General features: G+C 60.6%; 17 protein-coding genes. 7 read left to right on the forward strand and 10 right to left on the reverse strand.

Translation table 11 applies throughout. From position 1 onward, the window contains the following. The first annotated feature begins 100 nt into the window (after positions 1–100). Positions 101–1,615, forward strand: a complete 1,515-nt coding sequence (gene gatB, locus RAK1035_RS11950; protein ID WP_037297227.1) for an Asp-tRNA(Asn)/Glu-tRNA(Gln) amidotransferase subunit GatB — start codon at positions 101–103, stop codon at positions 1,613–1,615. Between the two features lie 73 nt (positions 1,616–1,688). Here gatB and RAK1035_RS11955 read toward each other — a convergent pair whose 3' ends face one another. The 3 genes from RAK1035_RS11955 to RAK1035_RS11965 form a co-directional block, all read right to left on the reverse strand. Next, positions 1,689–2,975, reverse strand: coding sequence for a KAP family P-loop NTPase fold protein (locus tag RAK1035_RS11955; RefSeq protein WP_008280256.1), 1,287 nt, complete (start codon positions 2,973–2,975; stop codon positions 1,689–1,691). Between the two features lie 225 nt (positions 2,976–3,200). After that, positions 3,201–3,977 carry a 2OG-Fe(II) oxygenase gene (locus RAK1035_RS11960; protein ID WP_008280257.1) on the reverse strand — a complete coding sequence of 259 codons (777 nt, stop codon included), beginning with the start codon at positions 3,975–3,977 and terminating at the stop codon, positions 3,201–3,203. Between the two features lie 30 nt (positions 3,978–4,007). Then, on the reverse strand, positions 4,008–4,805 hold the full coding sequence (locus RAK1035_RS11965; protein WP_008280258.1) for an FkbM family methyltransferase: 798 nt from the start codon (positions 4,803–4,805) through the stop codon (positions 4,008–4,010). Between the two features lie 252 nt (positions 4,806–5,057). On the opposite strand from RAK1035_RS11965, the gene RAK1035_RS11970 reads away from it, so the two are divergent. Both RAK1035_RS11970 and RAK1035_RS11975 read left to right on the forward strand, forming a co-directional pair. Beyond that, on the forward strand, positions 5,058–6,686 hold the full coding sequence (locus RAK1035_RS11970; protein ID WP_008280259.1) for an AMP-binding protein: 1,629 nt from the start codon (positions 5,058–5,060) through the stop codon (positions 6,684–6,686). Positions 6,687–6,784: 98 nt separating this feature from the next. Then, positions 6,785–8,173, forward strand: coding sequence for a bifunctional enoyl-CoA hydratase/phosphate acetyltransferase (locus tag RAK1035_RS11975; protein WP_008280260.1), 1,389 nt, complete (start codon positions 6,785–6,787; stop codon positions 8,171–8,173). A 6-nt stretch (positions 8,174–8,179) separates the two neighbouring features. Here RAK1035_RS11975 and RAK1035_RS11980 read toward each other — a convergent pair whose 3' ends face one another. From RAK1035_RS11980 to RAK1035_RS12000, 5 genes are all read right to left on the reverse strand, one after another. Continuing rightward, the gene (locus RAK1035_RS11980; protein WP_037297236.1) at positions 8,180–10,135 is read right to left on the reverse strand and encodes a sensor histidine kinase; all 1,956 of its coding nucleotides are present in this window, start codon (positions 10,133–10,135) and stop codon (positions 8,180–8,182) included. Positions 10,136–10,223: 88 nt separating this feature from the next. Further along, positions 10,224–11,240 (reverse strand): Fe(3+) ABC transporter substrate-binding protein, encoded by a 1,017-nt coding sequence (locus RAK1035_RS11985; protein WP_008280262.1) that lies wholly within the window; start codon positions 11,238–11,240, stop codon positions 10,224–10,226. An 87-nt stretch (positions 11,241–11,327) separates the two neighbouring features. Continuing rightward, entirely contained in the window at positions 11,328–12,137 is an 810-nt protein-coding gene (locus RAK1035_RS11990) for a metal ABC transporter permease (protein WP_008280263.1), read from the reverse strand. Further along, the gene (locus RAK1035_RS11995) at positions 12,137–12,904 is read right to left on the reverse strand and encodes a metal ABC transporter ATP-binding protein (protein ID WP_008280264.1); all 768 of its coding nucleotides are present in this window, start codon (positions 12,902–12,904) and stop codon (positions 12,137–12,139) included. Before RAK1035_RS11995 ends, RAK1035_RS11990 begins: the two co-directional genes overlap by 1 nt. Then, on the reverse strand, positions 12,895–13,383 hold the full coding sequence (locus RAK1035_RS12000) for a Fur family transcriptional regulator (RefSeq protein ID WP_037297240.1): 489 nt from the start codon (positions 13,381–13,383) through the stop codon (positions 12,895–12,897). The genes RAK1035_RS11995 and RAK1035_RS12000 overlap by 10 nt, the downstream gene beginning before the upstream one ends. Before the next feature lie 108 nt (positions 13,384–13,491). Between RAK1035_RS12000 and RAK1035_RS12005 the strand changes: the two genes are divergently transcribed. After that, positions 13,492–14,526 carry a zinc ABC transporter substrate-binding protein gene (locus RAK1035_RS12005; protein WP_037297381.1) on the forward strand — a complete coding sequence of 345 codons (1,035 nt, stop codon included), beginning with the start codon at positions 13,492–13,494 and terminating at the stop codon, positions 14,524–14,526. Between the two features lie 126 nt (positions 14,527–14,652). Continuing rightward, on the forward strand, positions 14,653–16,536 hold the full coding sequence (locus tag RAK1035_RS12010) for an acyl-CoA synthetase (protein WP_008280267.1): 1,884 nt from the start codon (positions 14,653–14,655) through the stop codon (positions 16,534–16,536). 116 nt (positions 16,537–16,652) lie between these two features. On the opposite strand, the gene RAK1035_RS12015 is transcribed toward RAK1035_RS12010, so the two are convergent. Beyond that, positions 16,653–18,218, reverse strand: a complete 1,566-nt coding sequence (locus RAK1035_RS12015) for a 2-isopropylmalate synthase (RefSeq protein ID WP_008280268.1) — start codon at positions 18,216–18,218, stop codon at positions 16,653–16,655. Positions 18,219–18,480: 262 nt separating this feature from the next. Between RAK1035_RS12015 and RAK1035_RS12020 the strand changes: the two genes are divergently transcribed. Together RAK1035_RS12020 and RAK1035_RS12025 are read left to right on the forward strand one after the other, a co-directional pair. Next, entirely contained in the window at positions 18,481–19,146 is a 666-nt protein-coding gene (locus tag RAK1035_RS12020) for an SDR family oxidoreductase (RefSeq protein ID WP_008280269.1), read from the forward strand. Beyond that, entirely contained in the window at positions 19,140–20,669 is a 1,530-nt protein-coding gene (locus RAK1035_RS12025; protein ID WP_008280270.1) for a cryptochrome/photolyase family protein, read from the forward strand. The genes RAK1035_RS12020 and RAK1035_RS12025 overlap by 7 nt, the downstream gene beginning before the upstream one ends. Here the strand turns inward: RAK1035_RS12025 and RAK1035_RS12030 are convergent, their stop codons facing one another. Continuing rightward, positions 20,670–22,082, reverse strand: coding sequence for an MORN repeat-containing protein (locus tag RAK1035_RS12030; RefSeq protein ID WP_008280271.1), 1,413 nt, complete (start codon positions 22,080–22,082; stop codon positions 20,670–20,672). Positions 22,083–22,228 lie beyond the last annotated feature (146 nt).

The raw sequence follows: 22,228 nt of genomic DNA on the forward strand, positions 1-22,228 counted from the left end.
TTTCACGATTCTTGGTGGAGGTCTATGCCCCTCTTTCCCTGTTGCCCCCTTCGTGCGCCTGTCCTAGAACGCCTCTGATATGTCAGCCGGAGGCAGTGCCATGCTTGATCTCGCCTATGAAACGCCGAAACCCCGCGTCATTGCGGGGGCCAAGCATGATTGGGAACTGGTGATCGGGATGGAGGTGCATGCGCAGGTCGCCTCGAAATCCAAGCTGTTTTCCGGGGCGTCTACGCAATTCGGGGCGGAGCCCAATTCCAATGTCGCCTTTGTCGATGCGGCGATGCCGGGCATGTTGCCGGTGATCAATGAATTCTGTGTCGAACAGGCGGTGCGCACGGGGCTGGGCCTTAAGGCCAAGATCAACCTTTGGTCGGCCTTTGACCGCAAGAACTATTTCTACCCCGATCTGCCGCAGGGCTATCAGATCAGCCAGCTCTATCATCCACTGGTGGGCGAGGGCGAAATTTTGGTTGATATGGCCCCCGGCGTGGCGCGTCTGGTGCGGATCGAGCGCATCCATATGGAACAAGACGCGGGCAAGTCGATTCACGATATGGACCCGGCGATGTCCTTTGTGGACCTGAACCGCACCGGCGTCTGCCTGATGGAGATCGTGAGCCGCCCCGATATTCGCGGCCCCGAGGAGGCCGCCGCCTATGTGACCAAGCTGCGCCAGATCCTGCGCTATTTGGGCACCTGCGATGGCAATATGCAGAATGGCAATCTGCGGGCGGATGTGAACGTATCGATCTGCCGCCCCGGCCAGTATGAGAAATACATGGAGACGCAGGATTTCAGCCATCTGGGCACGCGCTGCGAGATCAAGAATATGAACTCCATGCGCTTTATCCAAGCGGCCATCGAATATGAGGCGCGCCGCCAGATCGCGATTGTCGAGGCGGGCGGCACGGTGGTGCAGGAAACCCGGCTCTATGATCCGGACAAGAACGAGACCCGCTCCATGCGCTCCAAGGAAGAGGCGCATGATTACCGCTATTTCCCCGATCCTGACCTCTTGCCGCTGGAGATCGAGCAGGCTTGGGTGGATGAGATTGCGGCCAACCTGCCGGAACTGCCGGACGCCAAGAAGGCGCGGTTCGTGCTGGAATTCGGGCTATCGGAATATGATGCCAATGTGCTGACCGCTGATCTGGCCAATGCCGCCTATTTCGAGGCGGTGGCAGAGGGCGCGGGCGATGGCAAGCTGGCGGCGAATTGGGTGATCAACGAGCTCTTTGGACGGCTCAAGAAAGAGGATCATTCGATCGAGGATAGCCCCGTTAGCCCGGCGCAATTGGCCGGGATCGTCCGGCTGATCAAGTCTGACGCCATTTCCGGCAAGATCGCCAAGGACCTCTTTGAAATCGTCTATACCGAGGGCGGCGATCCTGAAGAGATCGTCGAGGCGCGCGGCATGAAGCAGGTGACGGACACTGGCGCGATTGAGCAGGCCGTGGCCGAGATCATCGCCGCCAACCCCGCACAGGTGGAAAAGGCGCAGGCCAACCCCAAACTCGCGGGCTGGTTCGTGGGGCAGGTGATGAAAGCCACGGGAGGCAAGGCCAATCCCAAGGCGGTCAATGACATCGTGATGGCGAAGCTGGGGCTTTAAGCGGGCCCGGCAAAACGCTATCATTTTCGCACTAAATGAAGTTCAGGCATGTCTTTCTTGTTCTGTAATCCATTTATCTCACTCGTATCGAATCTAGCTCGCGCGAAGCTAGCTCAGATAGATATCTTTCTTTTCCATCTTTAAGTCGAGTTTTCATCATGGGCCGAGTAAGCTCTGGCAGGCTGTTGATATCGTGAAACCCGATTGCAGTGGCCAACACTCTCAATGCATTGGGGTAATACGTATCACCTATGTTCTCAACAGATTTTAATCCGAAAAATTTGACAAGCTTTTGGTAGTCCAAAGTACCGTCAACGAGTTCAGTGATCCAGCTTGGTTCACACGATTTGACAATGCATAGAGTTAGTAGGATCTCACGCTCTATTGCATTTTCAGACGGATGAATGATTTTGCACATCGTGTAAAGGCGTTCCGTGTCTCGGAATGTCATGGAAGTATTGCCCGGTATGACTGCCAGTATTTCACTGACAGATTCAAAATCATAGTTGGAATCAAGTTTTGTAAAATACTGAATTTCCGCTCTTTTTTCATAACTGGAACGGGTAGATCTCTGACGTGCGCCAAGGGTAGCATGAATGAACCTCTGAAGGTATTTTTCAGCATTAACGCGCTCTCCATACCGCGACCGAACACTATTGCTCAGTTGGTTCAGGTTCGTTCCCAAAACGAAGTGAACTCCGTCTACTGCAAAAAAGTGCTTGATCGTTTCAAGCATTTGGAGTGCGTAGTCAGGGCGGCATCTATCTAGTTCGTCAATAATTATGACGAGCATGGAATTCGAGCTTTCCTTTACCAATGCCTCAAGGCTTTCCTTGAATATGCGCATAGCGTCGTGTCGCCCGGTTTCGATTTTCCATAGGGTGTCAAGCGCTTCTGTGGCTTCCCCGGCCATCTCCGCCGCCACTATATCCCCGAGATCTCCGAGTTCCTTTACCGCTCCAAGGGTTGCCCATCCAAGAGCAATTTTTCCGACAAGGGGAATTACACGCTTCGCGCCATTGATGAGCTTTTCGGACGCTGAAGTTTGCACCTTTGGCACGATCGCCTGCACTAGTGAAATCAAAGGATCATCAAGATAGTCATGCTCAAAAGCATCAAAATAGATGACATCTGCCTTTAGGTCATGATCCTTTGACCAAGCCCTAAGAAAGAAAGACTTTCCGCAGCCCCAAGGACCGTCAAACGCGATGACCACCGGCCCCTCCGCAACTTCCAACGCTCTGGAGAGAGTTTTTCCCTTATGTTTCAGACCAAACAGGTCTGGTTCGGGAAAGCCAGTCTCATAAGGGATTGGCAAAGATGTAGATTTTACAAACGACATGGCCAAGAAGCCTTTCAACTATCATCCTGCACGTATTCAGACTGTAGGTGAGTGGTGAGGCTTGCAAGGAAATTGATAATCCACTCAATAGAAAAGCTCTGCTGCGAGCAGCGCAGCAATGTAACTTTCTTCGGGCATTGCTCTGTCTCGAGTTGAAACGCAGAACGAGCTTTGTGGGATTTCTGCGCCTTAGGCAGAGGCCATCCCGTCGCGGCGCATGGCCGCGACGCAGGCCTCTTACGCTCAGTTCTTCGGAACCTCGATATTGATCGTGAGGGACCGGCGGAACATGTCGGGGCGGGGGGCCTTGATCGGCTCAACGGCGTGCCAGGAATTGAAGGTCTTGACGAAGATCATGCATTGGTTCGAGTTGAACTCGTAGCAATCGAGCGTGTCCACCTCTTCGAACGGCAAGAACGTGTTGCGGAAGTTGAAGCTGCGCGTTTTGTCCTTGGGCCAGACGACCGAAGTGCCGCCGCCATATTCCGGCTTCCATTCGCCCGGCGCGACCATCGAGACGACCACGGTGATCAGTTTGGCGGGCGCGTCGGTGTGCGGCAGGATCGAGCCGCCATCGCCCGGCATCATCGAGAATTCAAAGCGCGAGCGCAGCGGAGTCTTGCGCCGCTCGACCAAGGCCGCGCCGCAGAGCGCCTCGGTCAGGCGCAGGCCAAGGCGCGCGCCGGGCGTGTTGGTGAGTACCATCTTGCGGCCAAGGTCGAGGTCGATGTTGTGGCTGGCCAGAAAATCGACGATGCCGCGCACGAAGCGTTCGCTTTTGACCTCGTCGTGAAAGCGTTTCCAGACCGGGGTCGACTTGATGAAGTCGTGATACTGTTTGGCGTTGTTCACCTCGGAGAGGGAATATTTGTTGCCCAGCTTGGGCATGAACTGAAACCGCTCGGTGTCGGGCCAGTTGTCCAGCATCTCTTGGTAGAGGTCGGCGTCAAACACCGGCTTGGCAAAGGCGATGGGAAAGGGATCGTGGCGGACGTCAGCGCCGTCGAGATTGAACATCATGGGTGTCTCCTTGTTCGGGCGGTGCGGGTCTTAGGCCGCAGCCGGAGCGTAGATTGCGTTATGCGCAATCAACACCGGATCGGCGCCGCGTGCAAGTTTGCGTAAACCGATGTCGGTGCGGTGCCGCTTTTGCGCCCGGTAGCCAAGCCCGTCCATGAAGGCATCGAGATCCTCTGCGTAGTGGGGGCTGACCTCGACCTGAACCGAGCGGGGGCGTTTGGCAGAGCCAAGCACGTTGCGCATCCCCGCCATGACCAGAAGCTCGTTGCCGTCGACATCGACCTTGATCACATCGGGTGTGGGCACGATGCCTTCGGCAACCAGATGATCAAGGGTAAAGGCGGCCTTGAATTCGCGCAGGACCGGCACAAAGGGGCGCTCGTGCCCATCAAGGGTGCGGTCAAGCTGGCTCATGGCCGAGCCTGCCGTGGCCTCGATGATATTGAAGTCGAAAAAGCCGTTGCGGTCGCCCAAAGCGGCCGAAATCACCTTGGCGCGGCTGCTCAGACCGTTCAACGCCATGTTTTGCATCAGGCTGAGCGCATTGGCGGCATGCGGCTCGAAGGACAGGATATGCCCGGTCTCGCCTACAAGGTTGCCGGAAAAGACCGAGTAGAGGCCGACATTGGCCCCGATGTCGCAAAAGGTATCGCCGGGGCGCAGCGTGTCGCGCAGCCAGCGGATCGTGCCCTCTTCCTTTTGCAGGAGAGTGACGGCGCGTTTGTATTCGGTATAGCTGCGGCACGCGAACCGGTAGCTGCCTGCGTCGGTTCGGACCTCGATGGTCATGCTGAGGGCCTGCGCAAGCGCGAAGCGTAATCTGAACATCGACTGGTCAAGACATTTGGGCGGCGCGTGCCGGAAACAATCATACAAATACCTTTCAGAATCACGCCGCACCGTGCTGAAATTTTGCACACGTCGCTTCGTCCCCTTAGTGCTGCGATTTGAACCTGTAAAGTTACTTTTTCAGCGTGAAAGCACGCTCTCACAGGCTCTGGGACGCGTGTTTGGCAATTGCATCGCTCTGGCATTGCTCTATTCCTTGGACGGATCCGCAGGGACAAGAGGAGGTGCGCGATGGGCTGGATGAAGGAGGAGACCGGGCTGGAGAAATGCGCCGCGAATTTTGTGGCGCTGACGCCGCTGTCGCATCTGAGGCGCGCGGCGCAGATATTTCCCGATCGTGAAGCGCTGGTTTATCGCGGCACGCGGCGCACCTATGCAGAGTATCACGCGCGCGTATCGCGGCTGGCCTCGGCCTTGGTCAAGCTGGGGATCGAGCCCGGCGATGTGGTGGCCACCCTCCTGCCCAATATACCTGCCCATTGCGAGGCGCATTTTGGGGTGCCCGCCTGTGGCGCGGTGCTCAATGCCATCAACACAAGGCTAGAGGCCGATACCATCGCCTATATTCTCGATCATGGCGGGGCGCGGGTGGTGCTGTGCGATCCGCAATTCCTGCCGGTGCTGGCGCAGGCAATCGAGTTGATGGAAGGCCCACCGCCCGGCGTGGTCGAGGTGGCGGATGATGCGGCGGGCGTGCATGCCCATGGGCACTACATGGAGTATGAGGAGCTGCTGGCCTCTGGCGATCCCGATTTTGCATGGATCATGCCCGAGGACGAATGGGAGAGTTTGGCGCTCAATTACACCTCTGGCACCACCGGGCGGCCCAAGGGCGTGGTCTATCACCATCGCGGGGCGTATCTGATGACCATGGGCACGGTCGTGAGTTGGCAATTGCCGCGCTATCCGACCTATCTGACCATTGTGCCGCTGTTTCATTGCAACAACTGGAACCATGTCTGGCTGATGCCGATGCTGGGGGGCAGGGTGGTTTGCTGTCGCGATATTACGGCGCGGGCGATTTATGACGCGATTGCCGATGAGGGGGTCACACATTTCGGCGGCGCGCCCATCGTGCTGAATATGATCGTCCATGCCAAAGAGGGCGAGCGGCGCGCGTTCGACCATGTGGTCGATGTGTTCACCGCAGGGGCCCCGCCGCCCGCCGCAACATTGGCGGCGATCGAGCCGTTGGGCTTTACCGTGACGCAGGTCTATGGCCTGACCGAGACCTATGGTCATGTCACCGAATGTCTGTGGCAAGACGGCTGGGATGCCCTGCCTGAGGACGAGCGCTATACGATCAAGGCGCGCACCGGGGTTTTGATGCCGATGATGGAAGAGATCACGGCGATGGACCCCGAAACCATGGCGCAAATCCCGATGGATGGCGCAACCTTGGGCGAGATCATGATCCGGGGCAATTCGGTGATGAAAGGCTATCTCAAGAATCCGGCGGCGACCGCAGAGGCGTTTCGCGGGGGCTATTTCCATTCCGGCGATATCGCGTTTCAGCATCCCGACGGCTATCTAAAAATCGCGGATCGGGCCAAGGATATCATCATTTCGGGTGGCGAGAATATTTCCTCGGTCGAGGTCGAGGGGGTATTGATGCGCCATCCTGCCGTGATGCTTTGTGCCGTGGTCGCCAAGCCGGATGAGAAATGGGGCGAGGTGCCTTGCGCCTTTGTCGAGTTGAAGGACGGGGCCGAGGTGAGCGAGGCCGAGTTGATCGCCTTTGCGCGTGAGCGGCTGGCGGGGTTCAAGACGCCCAAGGCGGTGGTGTTTCAGGAATTGCCCAAGACATCCACCGGCAAGATCCAGAAATTCGAACTGCGCCAGAGCGCCCGCGCGCTTTGATTTGGCGGGCTGCGTCATACGCCTGACACAGGCCCGCGTTTGGGTGGGGTGAGGCTGGGTTAGGGCGCGCGCAGGCTGCAGGGCAGGAGGTTTGCCGGATGAAGATCGAGAACCGCGTCTTTGACGAGTTGCAGGTGGGGCAGAGCCAGAGCCTGCGGCGGCTGTGCACGCAGGATGATTTGCTGGTCTTTGCCAATATGTCGGGCAATCACAACCCGATGCATCTCTATGATCTGGATGGCGATGGTGATGGTCAGCCCGAGGCCTATGTGCCGGGGATGTTTCTGGGGGCGTTGATATCAGCGGTCTTGGGCAATCTTTTGCCGGGGGCGGGAACGCTTTACCGCGCGCAAAGCCTTGTGTTTCACAACCACGCCCATGCCGGGGACGAGGTTGAAAGCCGGGTCACCGTGACGGATCGCAATGACCGCGACATGACCGTGACGCTGGCCACTGAGGTGCGGCGCCTGCGCGATGATGCGCTGATCGTATCGGGCGTGGCGGTGGTCGAGGCCCCGCGCCGCAAGCTCAACTATTCAAGCCACGATCTGCCCGGCCTTATCGTGCAGCGGCACCGGCATTTCGAAAAGCTGCTCAAGCGGGCGGAGCCGCTCGAGCCGCTGGTAACGGCGGTGGTCTGTCCCGAAGAGGTCAATTCCTTGGGCGGCGCGCTGCGGGCGCGGGCGCATACGCTGATCGCACCGATCCTGATTGGCAATCCCATCCGCATTGCGGCTGCAGCGCAAGCGCTGGAGGCGGATCTGACAGGGATCGAGATCATCGCAGAGCCAGACCCCGAGGCCGCCGCCCGGCGCGCTGTGGCGCTGGTGCAGGCGGGGCGGGCAGGGGCGGTGATGAAGGGGCATCTGCATACCGACCAACTCTTGCGGGCGGTGCTGGACAAGGCGGCGGGGCTGCGCACCGCGCGGCGGCTGACGCATATCTTTGTGATGGACGTGCCGGGGCTGGCGCATCTTTTGTTGGTGACGGATGCGGCGATCAACATCACGCCTGATCTGCGCGCCAAGATGGACATCGTGCAGAACGCGATTGATCTGGCGCTGAGCCTTGGGATCGAGATGCCCAAGGTCGGCGTTCTGTCGGCGGTCGAGACGGTCAATCCCGATCTGCCCTCGTCGATTGATGCGGCGCTCTTGTCCAAGATGGCCGAGCGGGGGCAGATCACCGGCGGGCTGGTGGATGGGCCACTGGCGATGGATAACGCGGTTGATATGGCCGCGGCACGGACCAAGGGGCTGTCATCGCCGGTGGCGGGACGGGCGGATATTCTGGTGGTGCCCAATCTTGATGCGGGCAATATGCTGGCCAAGCAATTGACCTATCTCGCCCATGCCGAGGCGGCAGGTGTGGTGCTGGGCGCGCGGGTGCCGATCATTCTCAATTCGCGGGCGGATGACGATATGGCACGGCTGGCGTCCTGCGCCGTGGCAGCGCTGCATCATGCCTGGCTGACCGGGCCGGGCTGATCGCGCTTAGCCGGGCATCCAGACGGTGAATTCCGCGCCGCCTTCAACACGATTGCGCACGGTGATCCGCCCGCCTGCCTGTTGGATCAGGGTCTGACTGACCGAGAGACCAAGCCCGGTGCCTTCGCCCTGTTTGGTGGTGAAGAACGGATCGAACACCAGCGGCAGCTTGTCTTTGGGAATACCGGGGCCGGTGTCTGCAACCAAGAGCGCGGCACCGGGGCAGCTGCCGCGATCCTCGGGACGGGTGGTGAGGGTCAGGTGACCGGGCGTTTTCATGGCCTGCGCTGCGTTGGTGACAAGGTTGATGATCACCTGCTGCAACTCACCCGGATTGATGCGCACCGGTGGCGTGTCGGGATGGGCGTTCAGCGTCACCGTATGCCCGGATCTGGTTACAACGTGATCCACCAGAACAAGACAATCGCGCAGGACACTGGCCAGATCGACATTTTCCTCAAAGGTGCCGAATTCGCCGGGGCGGGCGAATTGCAGCAATTTGCCCACGATGGCGGTGATCCGCCCGATCTGACGGTCAATGAGGTTAAGTTCGGTGATCACCGGTTCGGTGTGCGCCCCCAGAGTCTGGCGGATCACGTCAAGATTGCCTTGGATCACTGCCGCCGGGTTGTTGATCTCATGGGCAACACCGGCGGTGATCTCGCCGATGGAGGCCAGTTTTTCGGACATCACCAGTTGCTGATAAGTTGTCTCAAGCTTGGCATTCGCCTCGCGCAATTCGGCGGTGCGGGCCTCGACGCGGGCGTTCAGGTCTTCGTTCCATGCGCGCAGGGCGCGGTCGCGTTCCTGCACCTGATCGAGCAGAGTGTCGAGATGGGCCGCCACGGTGCCAATCTCGTCGCGTGCGGCGATGGGGCCGATGCGTGCGGTCATATCGCCGGCTTCGACCTCTTCCATGGTGCGGGTCATGCGTTCGAGCGGGGCAAAGATATTGCGCGCAAGCCTGAGAAAGAGCGGCGCGCTGACGGCCAGAACAACCAGAAACGCGGCAAGAACCAGTAGGTAGGCGCGCCGTTTGGCGGCATCAAACGGGGCCTGAAGAAAACCCACGTAAAGCATGCCCACCCGTTTGCCAAAGCTGTCGGTCAGGGGGCGATAGGCCGAGATATACCAGTCATTGACCACGAACGCGCTATCAAGCCAGGTCTGGCCCTTGTCGAGCACGGTGGCGCGCACCGCCGCCGAAACCCGCGTGCCAAGCGCGCGTTCGCCCGCAAAGAGCCGCACATTGGTCGATACGCGCACATCCTCGAGAAAGAGCGTGGCGGTGCCTTGGCGATCGCCGGTGGTGCCGGTGTCGCGGTACACCAGCGCATTGATTGTGTCGATGAAATCAAGATTGCGGTTGAGCAGAAGCCCACCGACCAGCACACCTTGCGCCCCGATTGCCGTGACTGGCGTGGCGCTGTGCACGACCATGCCGCGATCCTCGGTCTGGCGGCTGGTGGGCTGCGCGGCAACAGTCGCAACAAGCGGGACGCGCGCGCGATTGGCAAGGGTTACGCCGGTCTGGGGCAGCGAGAGCAGATCGCCGGGCGTGAAAATGTCGATCTCGGTGGCGGGTTGGCCGCGTAGGGCGGTGTCAATCACCGGCCAGTCGGCCGAGCGTTTGCGCGCCTCGTGCTGTGGCATAAAATAGAGAAAATCGAGGCCAAGCGCGCGGCGGTTCTCTTCCAGAAACGCGGGCAGGTCGGCGGGAGAGGTGCGCGCCACCTCGTCAAAGCGCAAGGAGCGGGCCAGGCTTGTCACCTCAGAGCCGGTGCTGGTCAGCAGGCGTTGCAGATATTGGTCTGCGATGCGCAGATCACTGGCCACATTGGTGATCAGCAGGTTGTCATAATTCGCGGACCAGCGGTTGATCGCCACCAGCAACAAAAGCGGCATCAACACCGCCAAGGGCAAAAGTGCCAGGATCAGCAATCTTAGCCGAACGGATGTCATGAAAAAGCCGGGCCCCTGTTGAGGAGCCCGACCTTAGGTCAATCATGCAAGCCGCGCAATCGTGCAGGGCCGCAGAGGGGGTGACGGATCAGTTCCAGCCAACTTCGTTGAAGATGGCCTGTGCCTTGGCGGCATTCGCGCCAAACGAGGCGGTGGGCGTTGTGCTGTCGGGTTTGAACTCGCCCAGCTTGGCCACATGCTCGCCGATATCCACACCGGCCAGCACCGGGTATTCGTTGTTGCCATTGGCGAATTGCTCTTGTGCGGTTTCGCTGGCGAGGAATTCGAGCAGGGCAAGTGCCTCTTCCGGGTTGGGGGCGTTGACGGCAATGCCCGCCGCCACAAGGTTCATATGCGCGCCCCGGTCTTCCTGATTGGGCCAGACCCAACCGATGCCGTCGATGCCGCTGGTCAAACCGTCCACGTCCCCGGCAAGGCCACGGGCAAAGTAATAGGTGTTGGAGACAGCGATATCACATTCGCCCGACACGATGCCGCGCAGCTGATCGGTATCCCCGCCCTCTGGCGCGCGGGCCATATTGGCGACGATGCCTGCCGCCCACTCTTTGGCCGCCTCTTCGCCATGCACTTCGATGATCGAGGCCAGCAGCGACTGGTTATATACGTTCGACGAGGAGCGAATGCAGATCTGGCCCTGGTATTTGGGGTCGGCCAATTCCTCGTAGGTTTGGGGCGGGGTCTCGACCCGGTCCTTGGCGTAGAAGATGATGCGCGAGCGCTGCGAGAGGCCGGTCCAGAGATTGTCGGGATGGCGCAGATTGGCCGCGACATTGCTCTCGATCAGATCCGAGGAAAAGGGTTGCAACAGGCCCTCATCCACCGCGCGCGAGACATTGCCCACGTCCACGGTCATGAACACATCCGCCGGGCTGTTGGCGCCTTCGGCCTTCATGCGCTCGATCAGCTCGGCTTCTTTGCCTTCGATCCTGTTGATCTTGATGCCGGTTTCCTTGGTGAAGGCCTCGTAAAGCGCATCATCCGAATCGTAATGGCGGCTGGAATAGAGGTTGACCTCTTGCGCCAGCGCAGGGGCGGTCAGGGCAAGCAGAGCGGTCATGCTCAGGGCGGCTTTGATCGGGTGCATCGGGGGTCCTTTCGAGGTATCCGAGTGATTTGATAGGATATCTCTCGTATTTCCGACAAAAAGAGTCAAGGGTGATTTCCGACTGTTTTAGTCGGATGCCGCGCCGTGATGCCGCAGGCCGCTGCCGATCAGGGCGGTCGTGGCAAAGATCAGCGCCGCGACACAGACGATCGTCGGCCCTGTCGGCGTATCGAACTGAAACGAAAGCCGCAAACCGCCCAAGGCAGAGCCCCCCGCAATCAGCGTGGCGATAGCCGCCATGCGTTCGGGCGTTGCGGCCAAGGGACGGGCGGCGGCGGCGGGCACGATCAGCATCGCGGCGATGAGCAGCACGCCCACCACCTTGATCGCCACGGCAACCACGACGGCCAGTGCCAGCGTGAGCACAAGCTGTTCGCGGCGCGGGTCGATACCGGCGGACCACGCAAGATCCGGGCTGAGCGTTGCCGTCAAAAGCGCCTGCCAGCGCCATGCAAGCAGGCTGAGCACCAGGGCTGCGCCGCCCCAGATCACCAGCAAATCGGCCCTGCTGACCGCCAGAATATCGCCGAAAAGATACGCCATAAGGTCAATCCGGACGCCCGACAGAAAGGACACCGCCACAAGGCCAAAGGCCAGCGCCGAATGGGCCAGAACGCCCAGCATCGTATCCATCGCAAAGCCGCGCCCCGAAAGGGTGGAGACCGTGGTCGCCATGATCAGCGACATGGCCAGCGCGCCAACAAAGACTGACATCGAAAAGGCCAGCGCCATCGCCACGCCAAGGATTGCGGCATGGGCTGTGGCATCGCCGAAATAGGCCATCCGCCGCCAGACCACAAAGCTGCCCAAGGGGGCGGCGGCCAGTGCCACACCTAAGCCAGCAAGGGCCGCGCGCACCATGAAATCATCCAGCATTATTCGGCGGCCTCGTGGCTGTGGGGGTGATCATGTGCAGGACCGTGGTCATGGTCATGATCATGGGCGTGGTTGTGTTCATGCCGGTAGAGCGCCAGCGCGCCTTGGGTGCCGGTGCCAAAAATCGCGCGATATTCCTCGGCTTGGGCGACCACCTCGGGGTGGCCTTCGCAGCAGATATGCCCATTGAGGCAGATCACCCGGTCAGAGGCGCTCATCACCACATGGAGTTCGTGGCTGACCATCAGAACGCCGCAGTTCAATTCGCGCCGCACCTCTTCGATGCGGCGGTAAAACGCGGCAGAACCGGGTTGATCAAGCCCCTGCGTGGCCTCGTCGAGGATCAGCAAATCTGGCTTTTCCAGAAGCGCACGCGCCAGCAGAACACGCTGAAACTGCCCGCCCGAGAGGTCTGTCATTTGTCGATTGCGCAGGTCTGGCAACCCCGCCTGTTCGAGAGCGGCGCGCGTGGCCTCGGCCGGGTGGTGGCGTGGCAGGCTGAGAAAGCGGGTGACGGTCAGCGGCAGGGTTGGGTCGATATGCAGCTTTTGCGGCACATAGCCAAGGCGCAGGCCGGGGCGGCGGATAATCTCGCCGCGTGCCGGTTTCTGCGCCCCGATCAAGGTGCGCAGCAGCGTGGATTTGCCCGATCCATTCGGGCCGACGATGGTCACGATCTCGCCCCGGTCGAGCGCAAGGCTGACATTCGACAGAACCGTCGAGCGGCCAAACTGAACGGTCAGCCCCTTGGTTTCGATCAGGCGCATGGCTGGGCGCTCTCGCGACATTGCGGACACAGGCCCATCGCCTCGACCACCGCCTGTTCGATGGTAAAGCCCGAGTCGGCGGCGGCCCGGCCCAGCATCCCCTTTGAGGGTTCGGCATGGGCCTCGGCCACCGCATCGCATTGGCGGCAGATGAGGAAGGCGGGCGTGTGATCCTGCCCCGGATGGGTGCAGGCGATAAAGGCGTTCAGGCGCTCGATCTTATGAACAAAGCCATGTGTCACAAGGAAATCCAGCGCGCGATAGGCCACCGGGGGCTGGGAGCCCAACCCCTCGCTACGCAGCGTGTCGAGGATTTCATAGGCCCCCATGGCGCGGTGTTCGCTAAGCAGGATTTCCAGCACGCGACGGCGGACGGGGGTGAATTGCAGCTTGTGGCGGGCACAATGCGCCTCGACAGCGGCGAGGGCGGCGCGCATGCAGCCCTTGTGATCATGCGCCTCGAATCCGATCGTATCCATCTTGCCCTCCGTCGGTGTTGCCCGTGGGATCATTTGGGGGTTGATATGTTATAGGGTTACATTTATCAAGTGGCGCTAAATGTTATGATATCACATATGGAGACTGCCATGCCGATCCGTTTTCTTGCTCCACTCAGCCTTGGGATGACGCTTGCCTCAGCCGCGATGGCCGACGCGCCCCGAGTGGCCACGGATATTGCGCCGGTGCAATCGTTGGTGGCGCGGGTGATGCAGGGGGTGGGCGAGCCTGATGTGATCGTGCGCTCGGGTGCCTCGCCGCATGGCTATGCAATGCGCCCCTCCGAGGCGGCGGCACTGGAAGAGGCCGATCTGGTCTTCTGGATGGGAGAGGGGCTGACGCCGTGGCTGGAAGGCGCGATTGATGCGCTGGCCTCCGAGGCACATGCCGTGGAGTTGCTGGGGGCTGCGGGCAGCCGCGTCTTGCCGTTCCGGGAGGGGGTTGCGTTTGAGGCGCATGAAGATCATGGGCATGAAGATCATGGGCATGAAGATCACGACCACGAAGATCACGACTACGAGGACAAGGGCCACGAGGATCATGCGGAGGCGCATGGTCACGACCATGATCATGACCACGAACATGGGCACGATCACGCCCACGACGGGGCCGATCCGCATGCTTGGCTTGATCCGGCGAATGCGCAGGCTTGGTTGGGATTGATCGCGCAGGAATTGTCCGAGCATGACCCGGAGAATGCCACGATCTATGCCGCGAATGCAGAGGCAGCGCAGGCGGAATTACAGGCCCTGTCCGAAGAGATCAAAGCGCAGTTGGCCCCGGTGCGGGATGTGCCGTTTTTGGTGTTTCACGATGCCTATCAGTATTTCGAGACTGCCTTTGACATTTCCGCAGCGGGGGCGATTTCGCTAAGCGATGCGGTGGCGCCGGGACCGGCCCGAATTGCCGCCTTGCGGGAAATGGCTGAGGCGCGCGGTGTCACGTGTGTCTTTTCCGAGCCGCAGTTCGATCCCAAGCTGGTCGAAACGGTGTTTGGCGAGGGGGTGTCGCATGGCGTGATTGATCCGCTCGGCAGCCAGCTTGCGGCAGGGCCGGGGCATTATCCGCAGATGCTGCGCGATATGGCTGGCGCGATGGTCGCCTGTGTGTCGGGGGCAAGTTAGAGCCACGCGGTACAAATGCGTCAAAACGCAGCGTAAATCTTGCACGAACCTGAATTCCCGCACATTCTGCCGTGAACGGGAGAAACCCGCGCCGGGAACGCGGGATAAATCAGGGAGGACGGACCGATGGCGTTCATGACGCGACAGGATGCGCTCGACATCCAGAACGAAATGCCTTGGGCGGCGCGCGAGCGGCCCCAAACGATCTATCAAATGTTGAGCAATGTCGCGCGTAGCTTTCCGGACAGGCCCGCAATCAGCTATCAGCTGTTTTCCGGTGCAACGGACAAGGCGCAAACCCTGACATGGCAGCAGTTTCATGATCAGTGCTGCCAAGCCGCCAATCTGTTTCGCAGCCTCAAGCTGGGTGAGGGCGATGTGGTGGCGCTGGTATTGCCCAACTGTCTGGAAACCGCGGTTGCAACGATTGGCGGGATGATCGCGGGCATCGTCAACCCGATCAACCCGCTGCTCGAGCCAGAGCAGATCAGCGCCATCCTGCGCGAGACAGGGGCCAAGGTGGTGGTCACGCTCAAGGCGTTCCCCAAGACCGACATCGCGCAAAAGACCGCCGAAGCGGTGCGCCACGCGCCGAGCGTGCATACGGTGATCGAGATTGACCTCAACCGCTATCTCACACCGCCGAAAAGCTGGATCGTGCCCCTCGTGCGGCCCAAGAACCCGGTGCAGCACCACGCCGATTGTCTGGATTTCAACAAGGCGATCGCGCGTCAGCCCAAAACGCTGAGCTTTGCCGATAGCACAGGCGACCGGGTGGCGGCCTATTTCCACACCGGCGGCACCACTGGCATGCCCAAGGTGGCGCAGCACAAATATTCCGGCATGATCTACAATGGCTGGATCGGTCATACGCTGCTCTTTACCGAGCAGGACAATGTGATGTGCCCGCTGCCGCTGTTTCATGTGTTTGCGTGTCATGTGATTCTGATGGCGATGATCAAATCGGGCGCGCATGTGGTGTTTCCGACGCCCGCAGGCTATCGCGGCGAGGGCGTGTTTGATAATTTCTGGAAGCTGTGCGAGCGCTGGAAGATCAGTTTCATCATCACCGTGCCCACGGCCGTTTCGGCGCTGATGCAGCGCAAGGTTGATGCGGACCTGTCGACCGTCAAGAACGCCTTTTCTGGATCGGCCCCGATGCCGCTGGAACTGTTCAACCGGTTCGAATCGGCCACCGGCATCGCCGTGATCGAGGGCTATGGCCTGACCGAGGCGACCTGCCTTGTGTCGGCCAATCCGCCCGAAGGCGAAAAGAAGGTGGGATCGGTGGGGGTGCCGTTTCCCTATACGGATGTGCGGATCATCAAGGGCACGCCGGATGGGCCGATGGATTGCGCCGTCGATGAGGTGGGCGAAATCTGCATTTCCAATCCGGGCGTTTACGCCGGCCATACCTATACCGAGGGCGACAAGAACCGCGATCTTTATTATCATGGCGACTACCTGCGCACCGGCGATCTGGGCCGGATTGATGCGGAGGGTTATCTCTGGATCACAGGGCGCGCCAAGGATCTGATCATCCGGGGCGGGCATAACATCGACCCCGCCGAAATCGAAGAAGCGCTGATGGTGCATAAGGCGGTCGCCATGGCCGGGGCCATTGGTCAGCCGGATGCCCATGCGGGCGAAATCCCCTGCGCCTATGTCGAACTGGTGGCCGGGGCCACGGTCACGGGCGAGGAACTGCTCGAGCATTGCAAGCGGCATGTGCATGAGCGCGCGGCGGTGCCAAAGCATGTCGAGGTCTTGGCGGAATTGCCGAAAACCGCCGTGGGCAAGGTGTTCAAGCCCGACCTGCGCAAGCTGGCGATCACGCGGATTTACAATGCGGCCTTGGCCGATGCCGGAGTTGATGCGCGGGTGACATCTGTGGTGGATGACAAGAAACTGGGGCTTGTGGCCAAGGTATCGGGGTCTGCCAGTGCCGAGGGCGAGGCCGTGGGGCATGTGCTGGGCCAATTCGTGCGGCCTTGGGATTGGGCGAAGTAGGGCGCGCTTGCGCGTCCCGCGCGGCTCGGCCAAGGAACGCATGACACCAGAGCACCGACAAAAAAGCCCGGATGATCCTGTCATCTGGGCTTATCTTTTTCTCGCTCAGACCTGGCCTATGACACGTCTTTGTAGCTGACCTCGCGCGCGTCGCTGCCGGTTTTCTCGCGGCGCACGAGCAGGCGGTTGAGGGCGTGGACATAGGCCTTGGCCGAAGCCACAACCGTATCGGTATCCGCCGATTGGCCCATTACGATGCGCCCGGCCTCTTCCATCCGCACGGACACGGTGGCCTGTGCGTCTGTCCCCTCGGTCACCGCGTGGACCTGATAGAGTTGCAACCGCGCCTCATGCGGAAAGAGCGCTTTGACCGCGTTGAACGTGGCATCGACGGGGCCGTCGCCGGTGGCCTCGGTCGAGACCTCGCGCCCGTCGATGTCCATCGTCAGCGTCGCCTGTTGCGGGCCATCGGTGCCGCAGATCACGCGCAAGTGTTTGATCTGAAGGCGGTTATTGTCGGGGTCCACGCCTGCGTTGACGAGCGCCACAAGATCGTCATCGTAGATTTCTTTCTTGCGATCTGCCAATTCCTTGAAGCGGACGAACACATCGTTGAGCTGGTTGTCGGCCAATTCATAGCCCAAATCCTTGAGCTTGGAGCGCAGCGCCGCGCGGCCTGAATGCTTGCCCATGACGATATTGGTCTCGGTAAGACCGACATCCTCGGGGCGCATGATCTCGAATGTCTCGGCGTTTTTGAGCATGCCGTCCTGATGGATGCCGCTTTCATGCGCAAAGGCGTTCTTGCCAACAATCGCCTTGTTGAACTGCACCGGAAAGCCCGACACGGCGGCAACCCGGCGCGAGATGTTCATCAGCTTGCGGGTATCGACGCCCGTTTCATAGGGCATGATGTCGCCGCGCACCTTGAGGGCCATCACCACCTCTTCCAATGCGGTGTTGCCGGCGCGTTCGCCAAGGCCGTTGATCGTGCATTCGATCTGCCGCGCGCCGCCAGCGACGGCGGCCAGTGCATTGGCCGTCGCCATGCCCAAATCGTTGTGGCAATGGGTGGCAAACACCACCTCATCGGCCCCCGGAACGGTGGCGATCAGCCGACGGATGAGCGAGGCCGATTCCTCGGGTGCGGTATAGCCCACGGTATCGGGGATATTGATCGTGGTCGCCCCCGCCTTGATCGCAATCTCGACCGTGCGGCAGAGATAATCCCATTCGGTGCGGGTGGCATCCATCGGCGACCATTGCACATTGTCGCAGAGGTTGCGGGCATGTGTCACCGTTTCGTGGATACGCTCGGCCATTTGGTCCATGTCGAGATTGGGAATGGCGCGGTGCAGCGGCGAGGTGCCGATAAAGGTATGGATACGCGGGCGGGCGGCGTGTTTCACCGCCTCCCAGCAGCGGTCGATATCCTTGAAATTGGCCCGCGCGAGGCCGCAGATCACGGCATTTTTCGAGTTCTTGGCAATCTCGCTGACGGCGTTGAAATCGCCCTCAGAGGCGATGGGAAAGCCCGCCTCGATGATATCGACGCCCATGTCATCGAGCAGCCCGGCAATCTCGAGCTTTTCGGCATGGGTCATGGTGGCGCCGGGGCTTTGTTCGCCGTCGCGCAAGGTTGTGTCAAAGATGACGACGCGATCTTTAGAGGTGTTGGTCATGTTGGTCTCTTTCAAAAAATCCTAAGCCTGCGGCGCGAAACGGCACATCCTCTGAGCGGTCGCGCCAAGACGGCACGCTCAGAGGCGGCTTAGGCCTAGCAGGACAGCCCGAGCGGCACGCCGAAGGGCGTGGGGCAAGGGCGTGATATGATCCTGCATCAACATGGGCGAAACTATAGGCATGCGGCGCGGCGATGAAAACCCCGAAATTGCGCTTGGCTTTGGGGGTTGAAGCTGTGCTGGCTTCGGCTAGGTCTGCGCCATGGAAAAAGCATTGATCATCGGCGCTTCGGGCGGCATCGGGCAGGCTGTGAGCGCGGGCTTGGAAGCGCGTGGTGTGACGGTCACGGGCCTGTCGCGCAGCGGCGACGGTTTGGACGTGACCGATGAGGCGTCGGTTGCGGCAGCCCTTGGCGCGCTGGACGGGCCGTTTGACCTGATATTGGTGACGACCGGCGCGTTGGAAATTGCCGGGGCCGCGCCGGAAAAGGCGCTGCGGCAGGTGAGCGCGCAGGCGATGCTGGATCAATTCGCGCTCAATTGCGTGGGGCCGTCCTTGGTGCTCAAGCACAGCCTGCGCCTTTTGCCGCGCGAGGGGCGGGCGGTCTTTGCCGCACTCTCGGCGCGGGTGGGGTCGATTGGCGACAATAATTTCGGCGGTTGGTATAGCTATCGCACCGCCAAGGCGGCGCTGAATCAGATGATCCACACCGGCGCGATTGAATTGGGGCGCAGTCACCGAGGGGCGATTTGCGTGGCCTTGCATCCGGGCACGGTTGAGACGGAGTTTACCCGCAAATATCTGGGGCGGCATCCGGCGGTGCCCGCAGCGCAGGCGGCAGAGAACCTGCTTGGCGTCATCGAACGCTTGCGGCCCGAGGAGAGCGGCGGCTTTTTTGATTGGCAGGGGGCAACCGTGCCATGGTAACGCGGCTGCTGCTGGTGCTGGGGGATCAACTCAGCCCGGATCTTTCGGCGCTGCGCGCGGGCGACAAGGCGCGCGACGTTGTGGTCATGGCCGAGGTGAGGGATGAGGGCAGCTATGTGCCGCACCATCCCAAGAAAATCGCGCTCATCCTGTCGGCGATGCGGCATTTCGCGGAGGCGTTGACGGCCGAGGGCTGGCAGGTGGCCTATACGCGGCTGGACGATCCTGCGGCCACGCCCTCGATTGTGGGCGAATTGATGCGGCGGGCCGAGGAATTTGGGGCGTCTGAGGTGATCGCCACACAACCGGGGGAATGGCGGTTGATCGAGGCCCTGTCGGACGCCCCGTTGACAGTGCGGCAACTGCCGGATGATCGGTTCGTCTGTTCATTGGAAGAGTTCGACCGATGGGCCGAGGGGCGCAAAGAGCTGCGGATGGAGTATTTTTACCGCGAGATGCGCCGCAAGACCGGGCTGATGATGGAGGGCGACCAACCGGCGGGGGGCAAGTGGAATTTCGACCATGACAACCGCAAGCGGGCGCAGGCGGATTTGCTGCGCGAGGGGCCGTTGCGGTTTGAACCGGATGCGATCACGCAAGAGGTGCTTGATCTGGTCGAGGCACGGTTTGGCACCCATTTCGGAGCGCTGCGTCCGTTCTGGTTTGGCGTGACGCGGGATGCGGCGGCGCAGGCGTTCGACCATTTCGCGCGGCATCTGCTGCCGGGGTTCGGCGACACGCAGGATGCGATGCTGGAAGGGGATGCGTTCCTGCATCATTCGGTTATTTCGATGTATATGAACATCGGATTGCTTGATCCTGTGGATATCTGCGCCCGTGTTGTTGAGGAATGGAAAGAAGGCCGGGTGCCCATCAATGCCGCCGAGGGCTATATCCGGCAGGTGATCGGCTGGCGCGAATATATGCGCGGCCTCTATTTCCGCGAGGGGCCGGACTATGTGACGCGCAACGCGCTGGGACATAAGCGCAAGTTGCCGGCGATGTTCTGGGGGGCCAAGACGCGCATGAACTGTGTCGCCCATGCCGTTGAGACCACGGCAAAAGAGGCTTATGCCCATCACATTCAGCGCCTGATGGTGACGGGCAATTTCGCGCTTTTGGCCGGGATTGACCCGGGCCAGGTGCATGAGTGGTATCTGGCGGTCTATGCCGATGCCTTTGAATGGGTCGAGGCCCCGAATGTGATCGGGATGAGCCAGTTTGCCGATGGCGGCATTATCGCAAGCAAACCCTATGTGAGTTCGGGCAATTACATCGACAAAATGTCGGATTACTGCCGGTCCTGCGCCTATTCTGTCAAGGAAAAGACGGGCGAGAATGCCTGCCCCTTTAACCTGCTTTACTGGGATTTCCTGATCCGGAATCGCGACCGGTTCGGGCGCAATCCCCGTATGGGGCCGGTCTATCGCACATGGGACAAGATGGAGGCGGGCCGCCGTCAAGCGGTGCTTGATGGGGCCGCGCGCGTGTTGGCCGATCTTGATGCGGATCGGGCGATCTGATCACTCGGTCTGGGTTGTCGCCCCGGAGAGCGCGCCATCTTCCCATGTGCCGCTGGCCTCTTGGCCGCTGGCATAGCGCATGGTGCCTTCGCCCTGCCGCTTGCCCGCACGGAACATGCCCTCATAGACATCGCCATTGGTGTAGGTGGCCACACCCCGGCCAGAGATTTCGCCGTTCTGCCATTCGCCCTCGTAGACAAAACCATCGGGCATGGTGATCTTGCCTTGCCCGTGGCGCTGGCCTTCGACGAACCCGCCCACATAGATCGTGCCATCGGGATAGGTGGCGGTGCCGGTGCCGTGACGCTGGCCGTCCTGCCATTCCCCCTCATAGCGATAGCCGTCGGGGTAGGTCATAACCCCCGTGCCATGGTTGCGGGCGTTCTTGAATTCGCCTTCATAGACAAGGCCATTGGGATAGGTGGCACGCCCAGTGCCCTCGATCACGCCGCCAACCCATGACCCTTCATAGGTTGCGCCGTCCGGATAGATGATGCGCCCCTCGCCATTGGCCAGATCATCGCGGAACTGCCCTTCATAGACCGAACCATCGGGATAGGTCACGCGCCCCTGACCCGAGATTTTGCCCGCGACCCATTCGCCCTGATACAGATAGCCATCGGTGCCGGTGAATGTGCCCTGACCATGGCGGCGGTCCTCCTTAAAGGCCCCCTCATAAAGATCGCCATTTTGATAGGTCACACGGCCCGTGCCTTCGCGCCGTCCTGCGACAAGATCGCCCTCATAGACATCGCCATTGGGCTGCGTGAGTTTGCCCTTGCCGTCAATCTCTCCGGCGCGCCACGTGCCCTGATAGATCAGCCCATCGGGCATGGTGAGCGTGCCCTCCCCCTCGCGCGCTCCGCGTGCAACAGCCCCCTCATAGACCGCGCCATCAGGATAGGTGATCTTGGCCATGCCTTCCTTGACGCCATTCACCCAATCGCCGTCATAGATATAGCCACCGGGGCTTTGCATCCGGCCGCGCCCGTGGTGCATGGCATTCAGAAACCCACCCTCGTAGCGCACGCCGTTGGCGTAGATGGCCACACCTTGGCCGGTGATCTTGCCATCCTCCCATGCGCCCTCATAGGTGCCGCCATCGGTGAACACGATCTTGCCGATGCCATTGGGTTTGCCGCGCGCGAATTCGCCCTCATAGACCGAGCCATTGGGAAAGCGTGCTACACCCTTGCCCCTGATCTCGCCCTCGACCCACTCGCCGGTATATTCATAGCCATTGGGCAGGGTATAGCTGCCGGTGCCATGTTGCAGCCCGTCCTTGAACGTGCCCTCATAGATGCCGCCATCGTCATATTGCTTGGTCTGCACCTCCGCATCCTGAGCGGCGGCCATACTGGCCGCACCAAGTGCGATGCTCAGAAGGATGGGTCTTGTGCGCGAAAACGTCATATTTGCCCCGATGCCCGATCCCGCCCGATGATGCGGCGGCTGAGGCAAATCTAGAGGACGGGGCAGGGGCTGACAACGGCTTTTGGGCAAATCGGCTTTTCCTCCGGCGGCGATCTGCTACATCGGAGGCGTGGATATGCAGAGGG

Origin of the sequence: Roseovarius sp. AK1035, from assembly GCF_003288315.1 — a bacterium.
In the GTDB taxonomy this organism is placed as follows: domain Bacteria; phylum Pseudomonadota; class Alphaproteobacteria; order Rhodobacterales; family Rhodobacteraceae; genus Roseovarius; species Roseovarius mucosus_A.